Source organism: Streptomyces sp. NPDC058326 (assembly GCF_042879855.1).
GTDB lineage: Bacteria > Actinomycetota > Actinomycetes > Streptomycetales > Streptomycetaceae > Streptomyces.
In genome coordinates this window covers 229,031-247,260 of sequence record NZ_JBHVZO010000002.1, presented here as the reverse complement: position 1 = coordinate 247,260, position 18,230 = coordinate 229,031, and the positions used below count along the sequence as shown (strand labels likewise).

Sequence of the window (18,230 nt, the reverse complement as noted above, 5' to 3'; positions counted from 1 at the left end):
GGCAGTCTATTTTCGCAGCCGCCGCCATACCGCCTTCGCCGCGTTGTGGCCGGACATGCCGTGCACGCCGGGCCCCGGCGGGGTCGCGGAGGAGCAGAGGAAGACCGCCGGGTGCGGGGTGGCGTAGGGGCGGAGCGAGAGGGTGGGGCGCAGCAGCAGCTGGAGGCCGCGGGCGGCGCCGCAGGCGATGTCGCCGCCGACGTAGTTGGCGTTGTGCGCGGCGAGTTCGGGCGGGCCCGCGGTGGCGCGGGCGAGGACGCGGTCCCGGAAGCCGGGGGCGAAGCGCTCGATCTGACGCTCGATCGCCTCGGTGAGGTCGCCGCGCCAGCCGTTCGGCACATGGCCGTACGCCCAGAACACGTGCTTGCCCTCGGGGGCGCGGGAGGGGTCGACGAGGCTGGGCTGTGCGGTGATGAGGAAGGGGGCGTCGGGGGCGGTGCCTGAGGAGGCCTCCCGCAGGGCGGTTCCGATGTCTCCGGCGGTGGGGCCGATCTGGACGGTGCCGGCCCGCCGGGCTTCCTCGGCGGTCCACGGCACGGGGCCGTCCAGGGCGTAGTCGACCTTGAACACGGCGGCGCCGTACCGGTAGTGGTCGTAGTGGCCGCCGAAGCCGGCGATCCGGGCGAGGGCCGTGGGCGAGGTGTCGAAGACGTAGGCGCGGGCGGGCGGCAGGTCGTCGAGGCGCTTGACCTCGAAGTCGGTGTGGACGGCGCCGCCGAGGTCCTGGAGGTACGCGGTGAGGGCGTCGGAGATCGACTGGGAGCCGCCCCGGGGCATGGGCCAGCCGCCGGCGTGGGCGGCGAGCGCGAAGACGAGGCCGACGGCGCCGGTGGCGAAACCGTCCAGCGGGGCCATGACATGGCCGACGAGGCCGGCGAAGAGCGCGCGGGCCTTCTCGTCCTGGAAGCGGCGCATCAGCCAGGTGGAGGGAGGCAGCCCGGTGAGGCCGAAGCGGGCGAGGGTCACCGGATCGCGGGGCAGCGCCGTGAGCGGCAGCTGCATGAAGTCCCCCGCGAGGGTGTCCCACTTGCCGAGGAAGGGGCCGACGAGCCTGCGGTACGCGCCCGCGTCGCGCGGTCCGAAGGAGGCGGCGGTCTCCGCGACGGAGCGGGCGAGGACGGCGGCGGTGCCGTCGTCCCAGGGGTGGGCCATGGGCAGTTCGGGGTGGAGCCACTCCAGGCCGTACCGGTCGAGCGGCATCGTCCTGAAAACGGGCGAGCCGGCGCCGAGCGGGTGGACGGCGGAGCAGGGGTCGTGCCGGAAGCCGGGGAGGGTGAGCTCCTCGGTCCTGGCGCCGCCGCCGACGGTGGACTTCGCCTCGAAGACGGCCACGGAGAAGCCGCGGCGGGCCAGTTCGACGGCGGCGGTCAGTCCGTTGGGCCCCGCGCCCACGACGACGGCATCGAGCATCGACGTCCTCTTCGACACCTTCGGACTCCTTCGTCAGCCGATGGCCAGGGCTCTCAGGATATTCCTGTGCTCCGGCGGCTCTTAACGGCCCCTCAGGAGCGTACGGACACGGTCGGCGGTGGCGGTGTCCCTGGCGGCCGTGAACGGCAGCGCGTTGCCGCCGGTGATGCGGAAGGGCTCACCGGCGACGGTCGTCTGCGCACCGCCGGCCTCGGTGACCAGGAGCAGCCCGGCCGCGTGGTCCCAGGCGTACTCCCAGCTGAAGGCGGTGGCGTCGAGCGCGCCGCGCGCCACAGCCAGGTATTCGAGCCCCGCGGAGCCGCAGGGCCGGGGGGCGACGCCCTCGGTGACCAGGCCGAGCAGGGCCCGCTTCTGGTCCGGCGTGGTGTAGTCGGGGTGCGAGGTGGCGACCGTGAGGGCGGCGCCGGGCTCGGGTGAACCGGCGTGCAGGGGCTGCCCGTCGAGGGTGGCGCCCCGGCCGCGTACGGCGATGGCGAACTCCTCCAGAGCGGGCGCGTAGGTCCAGGAGGCGAGCAGCTCGCCGTGCCGGGCGAGGGCGACGAGGGTGCAGAAGGCGGGGTCGCCGTGGACGAACTGCCGGGTGCCGTCGACGGGGTCGACGATCCAGACGGGGGCGTCGCCGCGCAGCGCCTCGTAGACCGTGGGGTCGGCGTGGACGGCCTCCTCGCCGACGACCACCGAGCCGGGCAGCAGGGCGGTCAGGGAGGTGGTGAGGTGGGCCTCGGCCGCCCGGTCGGCGACGGTGACCAGGTCGTGCGGGCCGTTCTTCTCGACGATGTCGTCGGCGGCGAGCTGCCGGAAGCGCGGCATGATCTCGGCGGCGGCGGCCTTGCGGACGGCCTCTTCCACCTCGGTCGTACGGCCGCCGAGGACGTGCTCGATGAAGTCTTCGGTCATGTGTCCAGCTAAGCACGCGGCGCTGACAACCGGACCACCGCACTCGTCACCCCCCGTTCTCCCGGGGAGTACCCTTTGGCCGAGTTCACCCCTTACCTACGGGAGGGTTCCGTGCACGGCGAGTACAAGGTCCCCGGCGGGAAGCTGGTGGTCGTCGACCTCGACACCGAGGACGGCGTCCTGCGTCACGTGCGGGTCGCGGGCGATTTCTTCCTGGAGCCCGACGAGGCGATCCTGGCGATCGACCGCGCCCTGGAGGGCGCGCCCGCCGACACCGACGCCTTGGGGCTCGCGGCGCGGATCGACGCGGCACTGCCCCCGGACACCCGGATGTTCGGGCTCACCACGGAGGGCGTCGGGATCGCGGTCCGCCGTGCCCTCGCCCACGCCACGGACTGGACCGACTACGACTGGCAGCTGGTCCACGAGCCGCCGCAGTCGCCCGCCCTGCACATGGCGCTCGACGAGGTCCTGACGTCCGAGGTCGCCGCCGGGCGCCGCCCGCCGACCCTGCGGGTCTGGGAGTGGGGCGCCCCCGCGGTGGTGATCGGCAGCTTCCAGTCCCTGCGCAACGAGGTCGACCCGGAGGCGGCGGAGCGGCACCGCATCCAGGTGGTGCGGCGGATCAGCGGGGGCGGGGCGATGTTCATCGAGCCCGGCAACACGATCACGTACTCGCTCTCCGTACCCGATGCCCTGGTGCAGGGTCTGTCCTTCGCCGACAGCTACGCCTACCTCGACGACTGGGTCCTCGGCGCGCTCGGCGACATGGGTGTCAGGGCCTGGTACCAGCCGCTCAACGACATCGCCACGGACGCCGGCAAGATCGCGGGCGCGGCGCAGAAGCGGATCGTGACGGGCCGGGGGGCGGTGCTGCACCACGTGACGATGGCGTACGACATCGACGCGGACAAGATGACGGAGGTCCTCCGCATCGGCCGCGAGAAGCTCTCGGACAAGGGCACGAAGAGCGCCAGGAAGCGCGTGGACCCGCTGCGCCGTCAGACGGGCCTGCCGCGCGAGGCGGTCATCGAGCGGATGATCGCCTCCTTCCGCGGCCGGTACGGGCTGTCGGACGGCCATGTCACGGAGGACGAGCTGACCCGGGCGAAGGAACTCGCGGAGTCCAAGTTCGGCACGCCGGAGTGGACGGCCCGGGTGCCGTAGGGCATCGGTCACCGGTCCGGCCCCGTGATCGAGTGACCGCGTCCCGCTTGTCTCGTTGATGCCCACGCGGGCCGGGACGGGCGTGCGGAAACGTCTCCGCACCTCTCCGGCCCGGGAACGCGGCGCCGAGAGTGCGGAGATCTGGTGGGACGGGCGAGGAAGCTCATGGCGACGGTCGCGGGCGTGGTGATGGGGGTGTGTCCGCTCGGGATCGCGCCGCCCGCGCAGGCGGTCGTCGGCGGACAGGAGGCGCGGCCTCATCAGTACCCCTTCATGGCGGGGCTCGTCGACGTCGTGGAGCGTCGGGTGATGTGCGGCGGCGCGCTGATCGGCGACCGGTACGTGCTCACCGCGGCCCACTGTCTGACGGGGTCGTACGCGAGTCCCGCCCGGGTGGGTGTGCTCCTGGGCGACCATGATCTGACGACCGGCGCCGACAGCCCGCACGCGGTCCTGGTGACCCCCGACCGGTTCGTCCCGCACCCGGAGTACGACCCGGTCAGCCAGCGCAACGACATCGCGCTCGTCCGGCTCCCCGAGCCGGTCGCCCTCAGCCGTGACGTGAGCCCGGTCGGCCTGCCCGCTCCGTACGCCGGCGGGTCCCTGGACCGCGCCCAGGTCGAGGTGCCCGGCTGGGGCACCACCTCGTTCGGCGGCCGCGCCTCCGACGTCCTGCGGACCGTGGCCCTCCGCACCCTGAGCAACCCGGTCTGCGCGAGCCGGGGCATGGGGCAGATCGCCTCCACCCAGATCTGCACGTACGCCCCCGGCCGTGACAGCTGCCAGTACGACTCGGGCGGCCCCCTGGTCCGGGTGGTCGAGGGGCGGCCGTACGTCGTGGGTCTGGTGTCCTACGGCAGGGAGTGCGCCACCGACACTCCCGCCGTGAACACCCGTGTCGGGTCCTACCTCGGCTGGATCGAGCGGACGACCGGGCGGCTGCCCCGCGCCTCGTGAGCGCGGGGCCGCTCGCGGACGCGCCCCGGCCGGGGCGGACGACTGCCCTTCCCGGCCGGGGCGCGGGACCGCGGTGCGGCCCGTCGCCGGCTCCTTCTAGCTGGTCCTGATCCGCAGGAACGTGACCGAATGGGCGGGGAAGGTGTGCGTGAAGGTCCGCCCGATGCCCCGCAGCGTCGATGTGCGCGGCTGGATCGGGGAGGCGTCGGCGCTGTTCACCGCGTCCGGTGCGCCTTCCAGCGTGGTCAGCCTGGCGGTCGACGCGACGCCCGCGGTCCCGAGGTCGATGCGCGTACGGGCCGCGGCGGCCTGGGCGTTGACGACCTTGACGATCAGGTCGCCCTTGTCCCTCGTCACCACCTGGCGGAACGGTTCGGCGGTCTTGTCGTCGGTGAAGGAGCCCCACTTCTGCCCGTCGAGGTAGAGGGTGACCTGCCGGCCCCGTACCTGGACGTGGACGTCGTAGGTGCGGCCCGTCTCGATGGCGGTGGGGGTCTCCAGCAGGGTCTGCTTGCCTCCGTCGACGGCCTTCTCGACGGCGGAGCGGGTGTTGCCCCAGCCGCCGAGGTTCCACCAGTAGTGATTGCCGGTGTCACGTACGCCGAAGGCGATCAGGAAGCCTTCCCTGCCGGACTTCTTCGTGGCCCTGACCTTCAGGTCGTAGTCCTGCCAGCTCGTGTCACCGGCGGTGACCAGGGTGTTCTCGGCGGCCTCGTCGGACTGGACGTAGGCTCCGTCCTGGACGGCCCAGGTGCCGCGCCCGGCTGCCGGCGTCCATCGGGAGGCCCCGGTCGAGAAGTCGTCCTTCAGCAGCGTGGTGCCGTTCGCGGCGGTGACCTCGACGTCGTCGTAGGCGGCGCTGGTGGCCCATGTCGACAGGCCGATCGCCCCGGTGATCGGGCCGGAGACCGAGGGCGTGGCGGAGGCCCGGCTCGGCACGACCCGGTCACCGGTGTTGTTCATGAACAGCTTCTGGACCTCGTAGCTGGTCGAGCCCCACGAGCGGTTGTTGTCGAACCAGATCATGTCCGGCCGCCACTGGTTCTGGTGCACGTCGGCCAGCAGCGGGGCGTAGGAGGCGAGTTTGACCACGTCGGCGTTGCGCTCGAGGCCGGTCATGAACGCCGCCTCGGAGAGTGCGTTCGAGAAGCGGTTGTCACGGGAGGCGTACTCCCCCAGGAACACCTTGGGGCCCGTACGGTCGTAGGAGTCGTAACGGTTGTTGTTCTCCAGGAACCACTGCGGCGAGTTGTAGTAGTGCTCGTCGACCAGGCCGACGCCCGCCTGGCGGTTGAGGTCCCACAGCCGGTCGAAGGTGGCGCCGCTGGAGGCGGGGCCCGAGTTGGAGACGACCGTGATCTGCGGGTACTCGGCCTCGATCGCCTTGCGGAACTCGGTGAAGCGGGCGAAGAAGGCGTCGGGCAGGTTCTCCTCGTTGCCGACGCCCACGTGGGTCAGGCCGAAGGGCTTCGGGTGGCCCATCGCGGCTCGCTTGCGACCCCACGGGGAGGTGACGGGACCGTTGGCGAACTCGATCAGGTCCAGGGTGTCCTGGATGTGTCGCTTCAGGAGCGCGGGGTCGTCGGTGGCCTGGTTCTCACCGCAGCCGGTTACCAGGGCGGGCACGACGGGCAGCGGCATCGCGCCGATGTCCTCGGCGAACTGGAAGTACTCGTAGTAGCCGAGGCCGTAGCTCTGGTGGTAGCCCCAGAAGTTCGCGTTCACGGCCCGCTGCTCGACCGGGCCGACGGTGTCCTTCCACTGGTAGGAGCGGCGGCGTTCCCAGTCGGGGGCCTCGTAGGCCTCGTGGCTGCCCGTGTTGACCAGGCAGCCGCCCGGGAAGCGCAGGAAGCCGGGGTCAAGTGCGGCGATCTTCTCGGCGAGGTCCTTGCGCAGCCCGTTCTTGCGGCCCTTGTAGGTGTCACGGGGAAAGAGCGAGACCATGTCGAGGCGTACGGTTCCCGCGCCCGCGGCCGTCACCGCGAGCCGCCCCGCGGTGGTGGTCACCTTGGGGACGAGCGTGCCGGTGTACTTGGTCCACCGGTCGCCTCGTACGGCGATGCCCAGGGGTGCGGACAGGACGGTGCCGTCGTCCGTGCGGAACTCCGTGGTCAGACGCGTACCGGCTGGGTTGTCCGTGCGCGCCCAGACGGAGAAGTCGTAGCGTGCGCCCTCCCTGAGGGCCATGCCCGCGCCGTAACCGGTGTTGACGACGCCGAAGCGGCCGTTGGTGCCGCCCGTCCCGGCGAGGTCCAGACGCAGATGGTTGCGGTTGCGCTCGTTCAGCCGCTCGGCGTCGTCGGCGACGCGGAGGGTGCCGGTGGCGCCGCCGGACGCGGTCTGCCGCCAGGAGGTCAGCGGGGTGTAGGACCGGTTGTCGACGGGGCTGAACTCGAAGGAACGGTTCTGGACGAGTTCGGCGTAGAGCCCGCCGTCGGCGGCGTTGTTGATGTCCTCGAAGAAGACGCCATACATCGTGGGGTCGATCGCCGGTCCCGCGCGATCGGCGTCGACGGAGATCGTGTAGTCCGTCACGGCGGTGTCCGCCACCGCTGGGGACTGGGTGAGGAGACCGGCTGCCAGCGAGGTGGCGAGCAGGCCACCGGCGATGACACCGGCCTTTCTGGTGGTGCGGGCGTGCGTGCGCAAGGGTGCTCTCCTTGAGATGGACGGTGATGGGCGTCGTGCTCTCGGTGCGCGGTGCGGTACGGGCGGGGCCCTGGCGTTCATCGGCACGCGGGCTCCCGTCGCCCGGGGGCGCGCGTCCGCTTCGAGGAGCCTTCACGGCGCGGCGCGCTGGTGGACGCGCGCCGCGGCCGTGCCGGTGTGCTCACACGGTGGGAGGGTTGCCGTAGTAGGCGTCCGGGCCGTGTTTGCGGGTGAAGTGGCGGTCCAGGACGTGCTGCGGGGGCTCGACCGTGCCCAGGGCGATGGTGTGGAGGGCCATCTCGGCCACCGCCTCGCAGATGATGGCGTGCTCCAGGGACGCGGTGGCGTCGGTGCCCCAGGTGAAGGGGCCGTGGTGGGCGACCAGGGCGCCGGGGACCTCCCGGGCCCGGGTGTCGTCACGATCCAGCAGGTCCACGATGACCTGGCCGGTGTTGTACTCGTAGTCCGTGGCGCACTGTTGCGGCGTGAGGACCTCGGTGACGGGGACGGGACCGTTGAAGGTGTCGGCGTGGGTCGTGCCGAGCACCGGTATCGCGCGCCGGGCCTGGGCGAAGGCGACGGCGTGGGTGGAGTGCGTGTGGGTCACGCCTCCGATGGAGGGGAAGGCCAGGTAGAGACTGCGGTGCGTCTCCGTGTCGGTCGACGGGCGCAGGCGGCCGTCCACGACGCTCCCGTCGGACAGGGAGACGACGACCAGGTCCTCCTCGCTCAGCACGTCGTAGGCGACTCCCGAGGGCTTGATGACGAAGACGCCGGCCTCTCTGTCCACACCGCTCACGTTGCCCCAGGTGAGGGTGGCGAGCCCGGCCCGGGGGATGCGGAGGTTGGCCTCCAGCACCTCTCGGCGCAGCTCCTTGGAAACGGTCGTACGCACGGAGGGCTCCGTCCTGGTGGCGGCGGTGGTGGCGGAGGCGGGGGTGTTCACAGGCTCTGGGCCAGGCGGTGGTAGGCCTGGTTCCAGCGCAGCTCACGCGTGAAGCGCCGGATGGTGGTGTCCTCGTCGATGACGGCGAGCTCGGTCCGCAGCATCTCGGCGAGGTCTTCGAGCTCCTCGCCGCCGAGAGCGGTGGTCAGGACGGTGTGGTGCGGTGCTCCGGCCGTCAGCCACGCCTCGGTGGAGGTCCGCAGGTCGGGGCGGGGCTGCCAGACGGCGCGGGCGACGGGGAGCCGGGGCAGCGGCTCGGGCGGGGCGACGACGTCGATGTGGTTGGCGACGAGCCGGAACCGGTCGCCCATGTCGGCGAGACCGACGACGACGGCCGGACCGGGGTCCGCGTCGAAGACGAGCCGGACCGGGTCCTCGCGTCCGCCGATGCCGAGCGGGTGGATCTCGCAGGTGGGCGTCGCCGTCGTGAGGGAGGGGCAGACCTCCAGCATGTGGGCGCCGAGGATGAGTTCCTGGCCGGGCGTGAGGTCGTAGGTGTAGTCCTCCATGAAGGAGGTGCCGCCGGGCAGGCCGTCGGCCATCGCCTTGAGCGTGCGCAGCAGGGTCGAGGTCTTCCAGTCCCCTTCGCCGCCGAAGCCGTAGCCGTCGGCCATCAGGCGCTGCACGGCGAGGCCGGGCAGCTGGCGCAGGCCGCCGAGGTCCTCGAAGTTGGTGGTGAAGGCGCGGAAGCCGCCTTCCGTGAGGAAGGCGCGCAGGCCGGCTTCGATCCGGGCGGCGTAGCGCAGGGAGTCGTGCCGCTCGCCGCCGGGCCGCAGTTCGGGCGCGAGGGCGTAGAGGTCCTGGTACTCCTTGACGAGCGCGGTGACGGTGTCCTGGTCGGCGGCGTCGACCGCGGCCACGAGGTCGTTGACGCCGTAGGTGTTGACCGAGACCCCGAACCGCAGCTGCGCCTCGACCTTGTCGCCTTCGGTGACGGCGACGTCGCGCATGTTGTCGCCGAAGCGGGCGAGCTTGAGGGTGGTCAGCTCGCAGCGGCCGACGGCCGCGCGGGCCCATCCGGCGACGCGGTCGACGACCTCGGGAGTGGAGACGTGGCCGGCCACGGTCTTGCGGGGGACACCGAGGCGGGTCTGGACGAAGCCGAACTCGCGGTCGCCGTGGGCGGCCTGGTTCAGGTTCATGAAGTCCATGTCGATGGTGGACCAGGGCAGTCGGCGGTTGGCCTGGGTGTGCAGGTGCAGCAGCGGCTTGCTCAGGGCGTCGAGTCCCGCGATCCACATCTTGGCCGGGGAGAAGGTGTGCATCCAGGCGATCAGGCCGATGCAGCGGTCGTCGGCGTTGGCCTCCAGGCAGACCGCGCGGATGGCGGCCGCGTCGGTGAGGACCGGCTTCCAGACGAGGCGGACGGTCATCTGCGGCTGGCCGGCGAGGGTCTGGCAGATGGTGCGTGACTGTTCGGCGACCTGGGCCAGGGTCTCGTCGCCGTAGAGGGCCTGGCTGCCGGTGAGAAACCAGATCTCGCGGTCGGGCGGGGCGAGCGTCATGTCGGGTGTGCTCCTCGGAGGTGCTGGGGTGGAGAGGCTGGACCGATGAGGCCGGGGAGGCGGACCGGTCAGTCGGTGGTCGCGGTGCGGGCGGCGTTGCGGATCCTGCGCAGGCGGTGCAGGAGGAGGTCCGCTCCCGTGCCGAAGTGGTCGTGCAGAGCGCGGTATTCGTGGAACAGCGCGTCGTAGGCGTCGGCCCTCGCGGGATCGGGTACGTAGGCGTGCCGCTGGACGCTTCCCATGGCGGAGGCGGCGGAGCGGACGTCGGGGTACGACCCGGCGGCGACGGCGGCGTGAATGGCCGAACCGAGTGCCGGCCCCTGCTCGGAGGTGCCGAGGGAGACGGGGCGGCGGAGCACGTCGGCGTAGATCTGCATGAGCAGTTCGTTCTTCTTCAGGCCTCCGGTCACGATGAACTCCTCGACGGGAATCCCGCCGTCCTCGAAGGCCTCGACGATCATCCGGGTGCCGTAGGCCGTGGATTCGAGCAGGGCCCGGTAGACGTCTTCGGGCCGGGTGTCGAGGGTGAGTCCGGCGATGACTCCCGAGAGGTGGTGGTCGACCAGGGTGGAGCGGTTGCCGTTCATCCAGTCCAGGGCGACCAGACCGTGCGCGCCGACGGGCCGGCCGGCGGCCTTGCGGGTCAGGAGCTGGTGCAGGTCCTCGCCGGCCGCCGAGGCCTCGGCGTGGTAGTGCTCCGGGACGCCCTGGCGGAGCCACCAGGCGAAGATGTCGCCGACCGCGCTCTGGCCCGCCTCGTAGCCGTAGGCGCCCTTGACGATGCCGCCGTCGACGACGCCGCAGATGCCGGGGATCTCGGCAAGGGCGGCGCCGTTGAGGACGTGGCAGGTGGAGGTGCCCATGATGGCGAGCATCCGGCCGTTCTCCACGGCGCCCGCGGCGGGCGCGGCCACGTGGGCGTCGACGTTGCCGACGGCGACCGCGATGCCCTCGGGGAGGCCGGTCCAGCGCGCGGCCCGGCTGCTCAGTCCGCCGGCGCGGGAGCCCAGCGGTGACAGCGGGTGCTCCAGACGCGTGGCGGGGAAGTCCGCGAAGTCCGGGTGGAGCCGGGCGAGGAAGCCGGGCGAGGGGTAGGCGCCGTCCTGGTGGATGCCCTTGTAGCCGGCGGTGCAGGTGTTGCGCGACTCGGTGCCGGTCAGCTGCCAGACGATCCAGTCGGCCGCCTCGATCCAGCGGGCGCAGGCGGCGTAGACGGCGGGGTCCTCCTCCAGGACCTGCAGGGCCTTGGCGTACTGCCACTCGGAGGAGATCTTGCCGCCGTACCGTGCGATCCACTTCTCGCCCTGGGCGTGCGCGAGGGCGTTGATGCGGTCGGCCTGGTCCTGGGCCGCGTGGTGCTTCCACAGCTTGGGCCAGGCATGCGGGCGGTCGGCCCACTCGGGCGTCAGGGCGAGGGGCGTGCCGTCCGGTGTGGTCGGCAGGACCGTGCAGGCGGTGAAGTCGGTGGCGATGCCGATGACGCGGGCGGGGTCGACCCCGGCGTCGGCGACCGCCGCCGGGACGGCGGTGCGCAGGACTTCGCGCCAGTCCTCGGGGTGCTGCAGGGCCCAGTCGGGGCGCAGCGGGGCGCCGTTGGTGGGAAGGCGGTCGTCGATGACGGCATGGCGGTACTCGTGGACCGCCGAACCGAGTTCGGCGCCGTCCCGGACCCTGACCACGACGGCGCGCCCGGAGAGGGTGCCGAAGTCGACTCCGATCGTGCAGGCCTCGGGGTCGTGACGGGCTGCAGGGCCGGACATGGCGTGTGTGGTCACGATGCGGTCTCTCTCGTCATGGGCAGGGGTGGGGCGCCACCGATTGTTAACGCTCACAATCGGGTTGGACAAGAGCTTCGTGCAGTTCTATCGAAATCCCGCGGAGGAATGAGGACTCTGACGTGAGCGCTCACTTGGTCACCGGGTGCGGGGCCCACGCCGTGTCCGGCGCGGGCGGCACAGGGTGAGCCGCCGGGAAGGGAGCCGCGGCGCGCGCCAGGGCCGGGCCGGCCCGAGATGGGTGGCCGTGGGCCGCCGCCGGGAAGGGAGCCGCGGCGCACGCCAGGGCCGGGCGGACCGAGGCGGGTGGCCGTGGGCTGCCGAGAAGGGAGCCGCGCCGCGTGCCACGAACTGGCCGACCCGAGGCGGGTGGCCGGAAGAGCGGTGACGGGAGCCGCCGGCCGCGTCAGGCCTGGGGGTCTCCCGGAAACCCGAGCAGCTCCCCTACGAGCGGCGCCCCGGCCGCACGCCGGGTCGCACGCGCCGAACGACCCGGCCTGATCCGACGCGAATCGCCGGACACTCCCTAGGGGGTGTCTTGTCGATCAGGCCGGATCAGGGAGCGGCGTCCGGTGCCGTGCATCGCAAGGCGGAGGAAGGAGGCATGGCGGAGCCATGCCGACCGACGACAACGCGGCGAGGCGCGGTGCCAGGCGCCGCGAGCCTGGCCTGATCGACAAGGCACCCCCTAGTTCGAGGGGCGTGTGCTCGCGCGCATGATGAGCTGCGGCTCCACCAGGAGGTGCTCGGCCTTGCGGGCGCGTCCCTCGATGTGGTCCACCAGGAGGCCGATGCTCCGGCGCCCGATGGCGGTGAAGTCCTGGCGGACCGTTGTCAGCGACGGCGGGAAGTACTCGGCCTCCGGGATGTCGTCGAAGCCGGCGACGGCCACCTGGTCGGGGGTGCGGATGCCGGCCTCGCGCAGCGCCCGCAGGACACCGAGCGCCATCTGGTCGTTGGCGACGAAGACCGCGGTGACCGGCGTCGTCCCCCGGCGGGCCACGGCCAGTCCGGCGAGTTCCTGCCCCGCGCGGTACCCGGACAGCGGACTCCAGTCGCCCGTCAGCACACGGGGCGGCCGGATGCCGCTCTCCTCCAGGACCGCACGCCATCCCGCGGTGCGGGCCTCGCTCTCCAGCCAGTCCTCGGGCCCCGCCACGTGCCAGACGGTGGCATGTCCGGCGGCGAGCAGGTGCTCCGTGACCATGCGGGCGCCGAGCTCCTGGTCGAGGGAGACGCCGGGCAGGTCGAGCTGGTGACCGCCCTCCACGGTGACCACGGGGAAGGGCGCGTCGAGCTCGGCGAGCGCCTGCACGTGCGAGCGCTGCGGGGTGATGGCGACGACACCCTCCACGCCCCAGGACGCGAGGTGGTCGATGGCGTCCTTCAGCCCCTGCCCCTCCCCCGTGCGGAGATTGACGGTCGACACGAGGTAGCCCTCGTCCCGGGCCGCCTCCTGCAGGCCGGCCATGGTGCTGGCGGGGCCGTACAGGGTGGTGTTGACGGCGATGACGCCCAGGGTCCTCGTGCGGCGCGTCACCAGGGCGCGCGCGGCGGAGTTACGGCGGTAGCCCAGCCGCTCGATGGCCAGGGTGACCTGCTCCCGGGTGGCCGCTCGCACGTTGGGGTGACCGCTCAGCACCCGGGAGACGGTCTGGTGGGAGACCCCCGCCTCTCGTGCGACGTCGGCCATCGTCGGCGGGCGGACGTCTTCCGCGGGATGTGCCACGTTCGCCTCCCTTCTCCCTGCTTACGGCTGTGTGTCGATGCGTGAAAGACCTTAGCGCCTCTTCCGTCACACCATTGTGAGCGCTAACAAGCGCCGATCGGCCGGGTGGTCTATTCCGCTGGACGGGAGCCGCCGAAGAGCCGTTGGAGAAGGATGAACACGAACAGCAGGCCGCCGATGACGATGCGCGTCCACCACGAGCTGAGCGTGCCCTGGAAGCTGATGATGGTCTGGATCAGACCGAGGACCGTCACGCCGAGTGCGGTCCCCAGGACGAATCCGGAACCCCCGGTCAGCAGCGTCCCTCCGATGACGGCGGCCGCGATGGCGTCGAGCTCCATGCCGACGGCGTGCAGGGCGTAACCGGACAGCATGTAGAAGGTCAGCAGCAGGCCGCCCAGGGCGGAGCACAGACCGCTCACGGCGTAGACCGCGACCTTCGTGCGTCCCACCGGCAGGCCCATGAGACGGGCCGAGGACTCACTGCCGCCCAGGGCGTAGACGGTACGGCCGAAGCGGGTGTGGTGCAGGACGACGAAGGCGAGCGCCAGCACGACCAGGGCGATGATCACAGCGGGTGAGACGAACAGGCCTCCGGGCAGGAGCACCCGTGTCTGGGCGATCCGCGTGGTGGTCGGGTCGGTGATGGAGATGGACTCCGTGCTGATCATGTAGCAGAGACCACGGGCGAGGAACATGCCCGCGAGGGTGACGATGAAGGGCTGGATCTCGAAGGCGTGGATCACCCACCCCATCAGCGCGCCGCCTCCGGCCCCCACCAGCAGGACCACCGGTACCGCCAGAGCGAGCGGCAGGCCGTTCTGTTCGACGAGCCAGGCCGTCAGCATGGTCGACAGGGCCACCATGGAGCCGACGGACAGGTCGATTCCGCCGGTGAGGATGACGAACGTCATGCCGATCGCCACGACGAGCAGGAAGCCGTTGTCCACCAGGACGTTGAGCAGGACCTGCGCCGAGAAGAAGCCTTCGTACTGGACGGAGCCGATCGAGAACATGGCGACCAGCAGAGTGGCCGTCACCATGAGCGGCAGGCGGGTGGCGTGCCGTACCGAGAACCGGTGGAGCGGCTTGGTGAGGGAGGCGAGGGTGGTGCTCACGGGTGGACCTCCTGCTGACGGACTCCCAGGTCGCCGGCCGCGGGGACCGTGTCGGGGGCGGCCGGTCCGCGACGGCGTGAGAGTCGCGCGCGGAACGCGGACGACTGGACGAGAGACACGACGATGACGACCAGGGCCTTGAAGACGAGCGTGGTCTCGGGCGGTACGCCGAGGGTGTAGATCGTGGTCGAGAGGGTCTGGATGATCAGCGCGCCCAGGACCGTGCCGCCGAGGGAGAATCGGCCGCCCGTCAGCGCGGTGCCGCCGATGACCACGGCGAGGATCGCGTCCAGTTCGATCCACAGGCCCGCGTTGTTGCCGTCGGCGCTGGAGACGTTGGAACTGATCATCAGTCCGGCCACCGCCGCGCAGACGGCACTGACGACATAGACCATGACCAGGAGTCCGCTCGCCCTGATCCCGACGAGTCGGCTCGCAACCGGGTTGCCGCCCACTGATTCGATGAGCATGCCGAGTGCGGTCCGTCGGGTGAGGAGAGAGGCGACGACGACGAGGGCCCCGGCCAGCAGGACGGCGAACGGGAGGGTGAGCCAGTAGCCGCCGCCGATCATCTTGTAGGCGCCGCTGGACACGCTGATGATCTGCCCGTCGGTGATCAGCTGGGCCACGCCGCGTCCGGCGACCATGAGGACCAGCGTGGCGACGATGGGCTGGACGCCCAGCCTGGCGACGAGGAAGCCGTTCAGCAGCCCGATCGCGGCGGCGACGCAGACCGCCACGGCCACCGCCGACATGACGGTGCCCAGGCTTCCGGGGTCCTCGGCCGTGGCGATGTGCTCGCAGGCGAGGGCGCCGGCGATCGCCACCGTCGAGCCGACCGAGAGGTCGATGCCCCGGGTGGCGATGACCAGCGTCATGCCGAGCGACACCAGGATCAGGGGGGCGCCGAACTGGAGGATGTCGATGAGGCTGCCGTACAGATGTCCGTTCTGGACGCGGACGGCGAAGAAGTCGTGGGTGAGAGCGACGTTCCCCAGCAACAGGACGGTGAGGACGGCGGCGGGCCAGAACAGCCGGTGTTCGGTGAGCCGCCGGGCGCCGGCGGCAGGGGCCTTGCGCGCGCCCGCGCCTGTGTCGTCGGGTGGTGTCATGAGGTGGCTCCGGTGGCGATGGCGCCCAGGATCCGGTCGGGCGTCAGGGTCGTGTCGTTGGGGAGGGTGGCGACGAGCCGGTGGTCGCGCAGGACGCCCACTCGGTGGCTCAGCCGCAGCACTTCCTCGAGTTCGGCGGAGATGAAGAGGACCGCGGTGCCCTCCGCGGCCAGGCGGGTGACCAGTCTCTGGATCTCCGTCTTGGCCCCGATGTCGATGCCGCGGGTGGGTTCGTCCAGGATCAGCAGCCGGGGGTCGGTGAGCAGCCACCGGGCGAGCAGCACCTTCTGCTGGTTGCCCCCGCTGAGGTTGCGGACCTGCGCCTCGGGATGGGCCGGGCGGATGTCGAGGACCTCGATCCACCGGGCGGCTATCTCGTCCTGTCGGGTACGGGAGAGGGGCCTGGTCCAGCCGCGTGCGGCCTGGAGGGCCAGCACGATGTTCTCGCGGACGGTGAGTTCGCCGATCAGCCCCTCGGCCTTGCGGTTCTCCGAGCAGAAGGCGATCTTGCGGGCGATCGCGGCGCGCGGCGAGCGCAGTGCGGCGCGTTCGCCGTCGATCCGCAGCTCGCCGCCGTCGGCGTGGTCGGCCCCGAAGAGCAGCCGGGCCGCCTCGGTCCGTCCGGATCCGAGGAGTCCGGCGAGACCGATGACCTCGCCGCGGTGGATGTCCAGGTCGTACGGCTGGATGGAACCGGCGCGGGCGAGTCCGCGGGCGCTCAGGAAGGGGGTGTCCGTGGAACGGGGGGTGGCGGCGGTGCCGGTGTGGGACGTCTCGGCCAGTTCGTCCAGGGTGCGCAGCTCGCTGCCGACCATGTGGTGGACCAGGGTGACGGGTGTCAGCTCGTCGATGCGGTACTCGCCTTCGAGACGTCCGTTGCGCAGGACGGTCACCCGGTCGCACAGGTCGAAGACCTGGTCGAGGAAGTGGGTGACGAAGAGGATCGCGACGCCCCGGTCACGCAGCCGGCGCACCAGGGCGAACAGCTGGGCGACTTCGTCCCGGTCGAGGCTTGAGGTGGGTTCGTCGAGGACGAGCACCTTCGCCCGGATGTCCACGGCGCGGACGATCGCGACGAGTTGCTGGACGGCGAGGGAGTGCGCGCTCAGCGGAAGGCCGACATCGAGGTCGAGGTCCAGTTCGGTGATGAGCTGGGCCGCGCGCCGGTGGAGAGCCGACCAGTGGACGAGCCCCAGGCGCCGTGGCTCACGGCCGATGAGGATGTTCTCGGCGACCGAGAGGTTGGGGCACAGGTTCACCTCCTGGTAGACCGTGCTGATTCCGGCGTGCTGCGCCTCCAGTGGTTCGGTGAACCGCTGGGGACCGCCGTCGATGGCGATGGTTCCCGCGTCGGGCGGATGGACTCCGGTGAGCACCTTGATGAGGGTCGACTTGCCGGCGCCGTTCTCGCCCATCAGCGCGTGCACTTCCCCCGGGAAGAGGCGCAGGTCCACGCCGTCGAGGGCGAGGACGCCGGGGAAGGCCTTGCGGATGCCGTGCGCCTCCAGGACCGGCCGGTCGGCGCGGGTGGGTGTGCGAGGGGTGGGTGGGGCTGCCATCCGCCCTCCTCTCCTGAGGGACCGGGGCAGGCGCGAGGCCGCCCCGGTCCGGTGCGGGCGTGAGGTCAGTACTGGCGGCCGGGCAGGGCGGCCGCGGCCTGGTCCTGGGTGAAGACGCCCTCCTTGACCTCGACCCGTCGGGGGACGCTCTCCCCCGCCGCGACCTTCTTGGCGAGCTCCATGAGCTGGTCACCGAGGAGCGGGTTGCACTCGACCACCACGTTGATCTTCTTCTGCTGCATGGCGACGAAGGCGTCCTTGATGCCGTCCACGGAGATCACCTTGATGTCGGTGCCCGGCTTCTTGCCCGCCTCCTCGATGGCCTGGATGGCGCCCAGGGCCATGTCGTCGTTGTGGGCGTACAGGACGTCGATGTCCTCGTGGGACTTGAGGAAGGCCTGCATGACCTCCTTGCCCTTGGCGCGGGTGAAGTCCCCGGTCTGCGAGGCGACGACCTTGAACTTGGGGTCGCCCTTGACGGCCTCGGCGAAGCCGGCCTTGCGGTCGTTGGCGGGCGCGGAGCCCGTGGTGCCCTGGAGCTCGACGACGTTGACCGGCCCGGGGGCGCCCTCGTACTCCTTCACGAGCCACTTGCCGGCCTCCTGTCCCTCCTTGACGAAGTCGGAGCCGAGGAACGTCCGGTAGAGGGAGGTGTCCTGCGAGTCCACCGCGCGGTCGGTGAGGATGACCGGGATGCCGGCGCTCTTGGCCTCCTTCAGGACCGTGTCCCAGCCGGACTCCACCACCGGCGAGAAGGCGATGACGTCCACCTTCTGCTGGATGAAGGTGCGGATCGCCTTGATCTGGTTCTCCTGCTTCTGCTGCGCGTCGGAGAACTTCAGCGTGATACCGGCCTTCTCGGCCGCCTCGCGGACGGACTTGGTGTTGGCGGTGCGCCAGCCGCTCTCGGCGCCCACCTGAGCGAAACCGAGCACCAGCTTTCCGTCGGAGGAGCCCTTGCCGGTGCCGCCGGTGCTTCCGGTGGTCGCGGGCTCGGTGGTGCAGGCGGTCAGCACGCTGCCGGCCAGGGCGGCGGCGGCGACGATGCGGAGGGCTCTGTGGGCCATGTCGTGGATCCTCTCGGGACGTGCGTCGTACCAGGCAGAGCCCTGAAGGCGATGGGCCCGGTGGAGGTGTGACTGCGCAGGGGTCGGTTGCGGAAGGCGAGGCGGACGAGGCGTCCACCTCGACCGCCGGGGACCGACGAGTGCGACACATTGTGAGCGCTAACACAGACGTAACTCAAGGGTTCGCACGACCGTTACACGTTCTTGATGCGGGGGAGCACGTCGGTGGCCGAGCAGCGAAACAGGCCAAGGCTCCTCGGATCCTGGCACTTACAGCTGCCAACCCCCTCCCCTTGTCGGGTCGACGACTTCCGGCCG

13 protein-coding genes are annotated in these 18,230 nt (G+C 71.4%); 2 read left to right on the top strand and 11 right to left on the bottom strand.

What is annotated here, in order from left to right:
- Positions 1-6: 6 nt before the first annotated feature.
- Positions 7-1,410 carry a phytoene desaturase family protein gene (locus ACFVYX_RS03880; RefSeq protein WP_389680036.1) on the bottom strand — a complete coding sequence of 468 codons (1,404 nt, stop codon included), beginning with the start codon at positions 1,408-1,410 and terminating at the stop codon, positions 7-9.
- Between the two features lie 81 nt (positions 1,411-1,491).
- Positions 1,492-2,328, bottom strand: a complete 837-nt coding sequence (locus ACFVYX_RS03875; protein ID WP_389679700.1) for an inositol monophosphatase family protein — start codon at positions 2,326-2,328, stop codon at positions 1,492-1,494.
- A 111-nt stretch (positions 2,329-2,439) separates the two neighbouring features.
- Between ACFVYX_RS03875 and ACFVYX_RS03870 the strand changes: the two genes are divergently transcribed.
- Both ACFVYX_RS03870 and ACFVYX_RS03865 read left to right on the top strand, forming a co-directional pair.
- Entirely contained in the window at positions 2,440-3,495 is a 1,056-nt protein-coding gene (locus ACFVYX_RS03870; protein ID WP_389680035.1) for a biotin/lipoate A/B protein ligase family protein, read from the top strand.
- A gap of 165 nt (positions 3,496-3,660) precedes the next feature.
- A complete protein-coding gene (locus ACFVYX_RS03865; RefSeq protein ID WP_389679699.1) occupies positions 3,661-4,452 on the top strand; it encodes a serine protease in 792 nt (263 codons plus the stop codon).
- A 96-nt stretch (positions 4,453-4,548) separates the two neighbouring features.
- On the opposite strand, the gene ACFVYX_RS03860 is transcribed toward ACFVYX_RS03865, so the two are convergent.
- From ACFVYX_RS03860 to ACFVYX_RS03820, 9 genes are all read right to left on the bottom strand, one after another.
- Entirely contained in the window at positions 4,549-7,101 is a 2,553-nt protein-coding gene (locus ACFVYX_RS03860; protein ID WP_389679698.1) for an alpha-L-arabinofuranosidase C-terminal domain-containing protein, read from the bottom strand.
- A 181-nt stretch (positions 7,102-7,282) separates the two neighbouring features.
- Positions 7,283-7,996 (bottom strand): L-ribulose-5-phosphate 4-epimerase AraD, encoded by a 714-nt coding sequence (gene araD, locus ACFVYX_RS03855; protein ID WP_389679697.1) that lies wholly within the window; start codon positions 7,994-7,996, stop codon positions 7,283-7,285.
- A 47-nt stretch (positions 7,997-8,043) separates the two neighbouring features.
- Positions 8,044-9,552 (bottom strand): L-arabinose isomerase, encoded by a 1,509-nt coding sequence (gene araA, locus ACFVYX_RS03850; protein WP_389679696.1) that lies wholly within the window; start codon positions 9,550-9,552, stop codon positions 8,044-8,046.
- 68 nt (positions 9,553-9,620) lie between these two features.
- Positions 9,621-11,312, bottom strand: coding sequence for a ribulokinase (gene araB / locus ACFVYX_RS03845; RefSeq protein WP_389679695.1), 1,692 nt, complete (start codon positions 11,310-11,312; stop codon positions 9,621-9,623).
- 703 nt (positions 11,313-12,015) lie between these two features.
- Positions 12,016-13,056, bottom strand: coding sequence for a LacI family DNA-binding transcriptional regulator (locus tag ACFVYX_RS03840; protein WP_389679694.1), 1,041 nt, complete (start codon positions 13,054-13,056; stop codon positions 12,016-12,018).
- Between the two features lie 110 nt (positions 13,057-13,166).
- Positions 13,167-14,174 (bottom strand): galactofuranose ABC transporter, permease protein YjfF, encoded by a 1,008-nt coding sequence (yjfF, locus tag ACFVYX_RS03835; RefSeq protein ID WP_389679693.1) that lies wholly within the window; start codon positions 14,172-14,174, stop codon positions 13,167-13,169.
- Positions 14,171-15,286: an ABC transporter permease gene (locus tag ACFVYX_RS03830; RefSeq protein ID WP_389679692.1), complete on the bottom strand. Its 1,116-nt coding sequence runs from the start codon at positions 15,284-15,286 to the stop codon at positions 14,171-14,173. Before ACFVYX_RS03830 ends, yjfF begins: the two co-directional genes overlap by 4 nt.
- Entirely contained in the window at positions 15,283-16,845 is a 1,563-nt protein-coding gene (locus ACFVYX_RS03825; protein WP_389679690.1) for a sugar ABC transporter ATP-binding protein, read from the bottom strand. Before ACFVYX_RS03825 ends, ACFVYX_RS03830 begins: the two co-directional genes overlap by 4 nt.
- Positions 16,846-16,910: 65 nt before the next feature.
- Complete coding sequence (locus tag ACFVYX_RS03820) at positions 16,911-17,912, bottom strand: ABC transporter substrate-binding protein (RefSeq protein ID WP_389679688.1); 1,002 nt, start codon at positions 17,910-17,912, stop codon at positions 16,911-16,913.
- Positions 17,913-18,230 lie beyond the last annotated feature (318 nt).

Excerpts from the sequence above, each read along its gene's own strand:
- ACFVYX_RS03880 (WP_389680036.1), bottom strand. The coding sequence starts at position 1,410 with ATGCTCGATGCCGTCGTCGTGGGCGCGGGGCCCAACGGACTGACCGCC.
- ACFVYX_RS03875 (WP_389679700.1), bottom strand. The coding sequence starts at position 2,328 with ATGACCGAAGACTTCATCGAGCACGTCCTCGGCGGCCGTACGACCGAG.
- ACFVYX_RS03865 (WP_389679699.1), top strand. The coding sequence starts at position 3,661 with ATGGCGACGGTCGCGGGCGTGGTGATGGGGGTGTGTCCGCTCGGGATC.
- araA (WP_389679696.1), bottom strand. The coding sequence starts at position 9,552 with ATGACGCTCGCCCCGCCCGACCGCGAGATCTGGTTTCTCACCGGCAGC.
- araB (WP_389679695.1), bottom strand. The coding sequence starts at position 11,312 with ATGTCCGGCCCTGCAGCCCGTCACGACCCCGAGGCCTGCACGATCGGA.
- ACFVYX_RS03830 (WP_389679692.1), bottom strand. The coding sequence starts at position 15,286 with ATGACACCACCCGACGACACAGGCGCGGGCGCGCGCAAGGCCCCTGCC.
- ACFVYX_RS03825 (WP_389679690.1), bottom strand. The coding sequence starts at position 16,845 with ATGGCAGCCCCACCCACCCCTCGCACACCCACCCGCGCCGACCGGCCG.
- ACFVYX_RS03820 (WP_389679688.1), bottom strand. The coding sequence starts at position 17,912 with ATGGCCCACAGAGCCCTCCGCATCGTCGCCGCCGCCGCCCTGGCCGGC.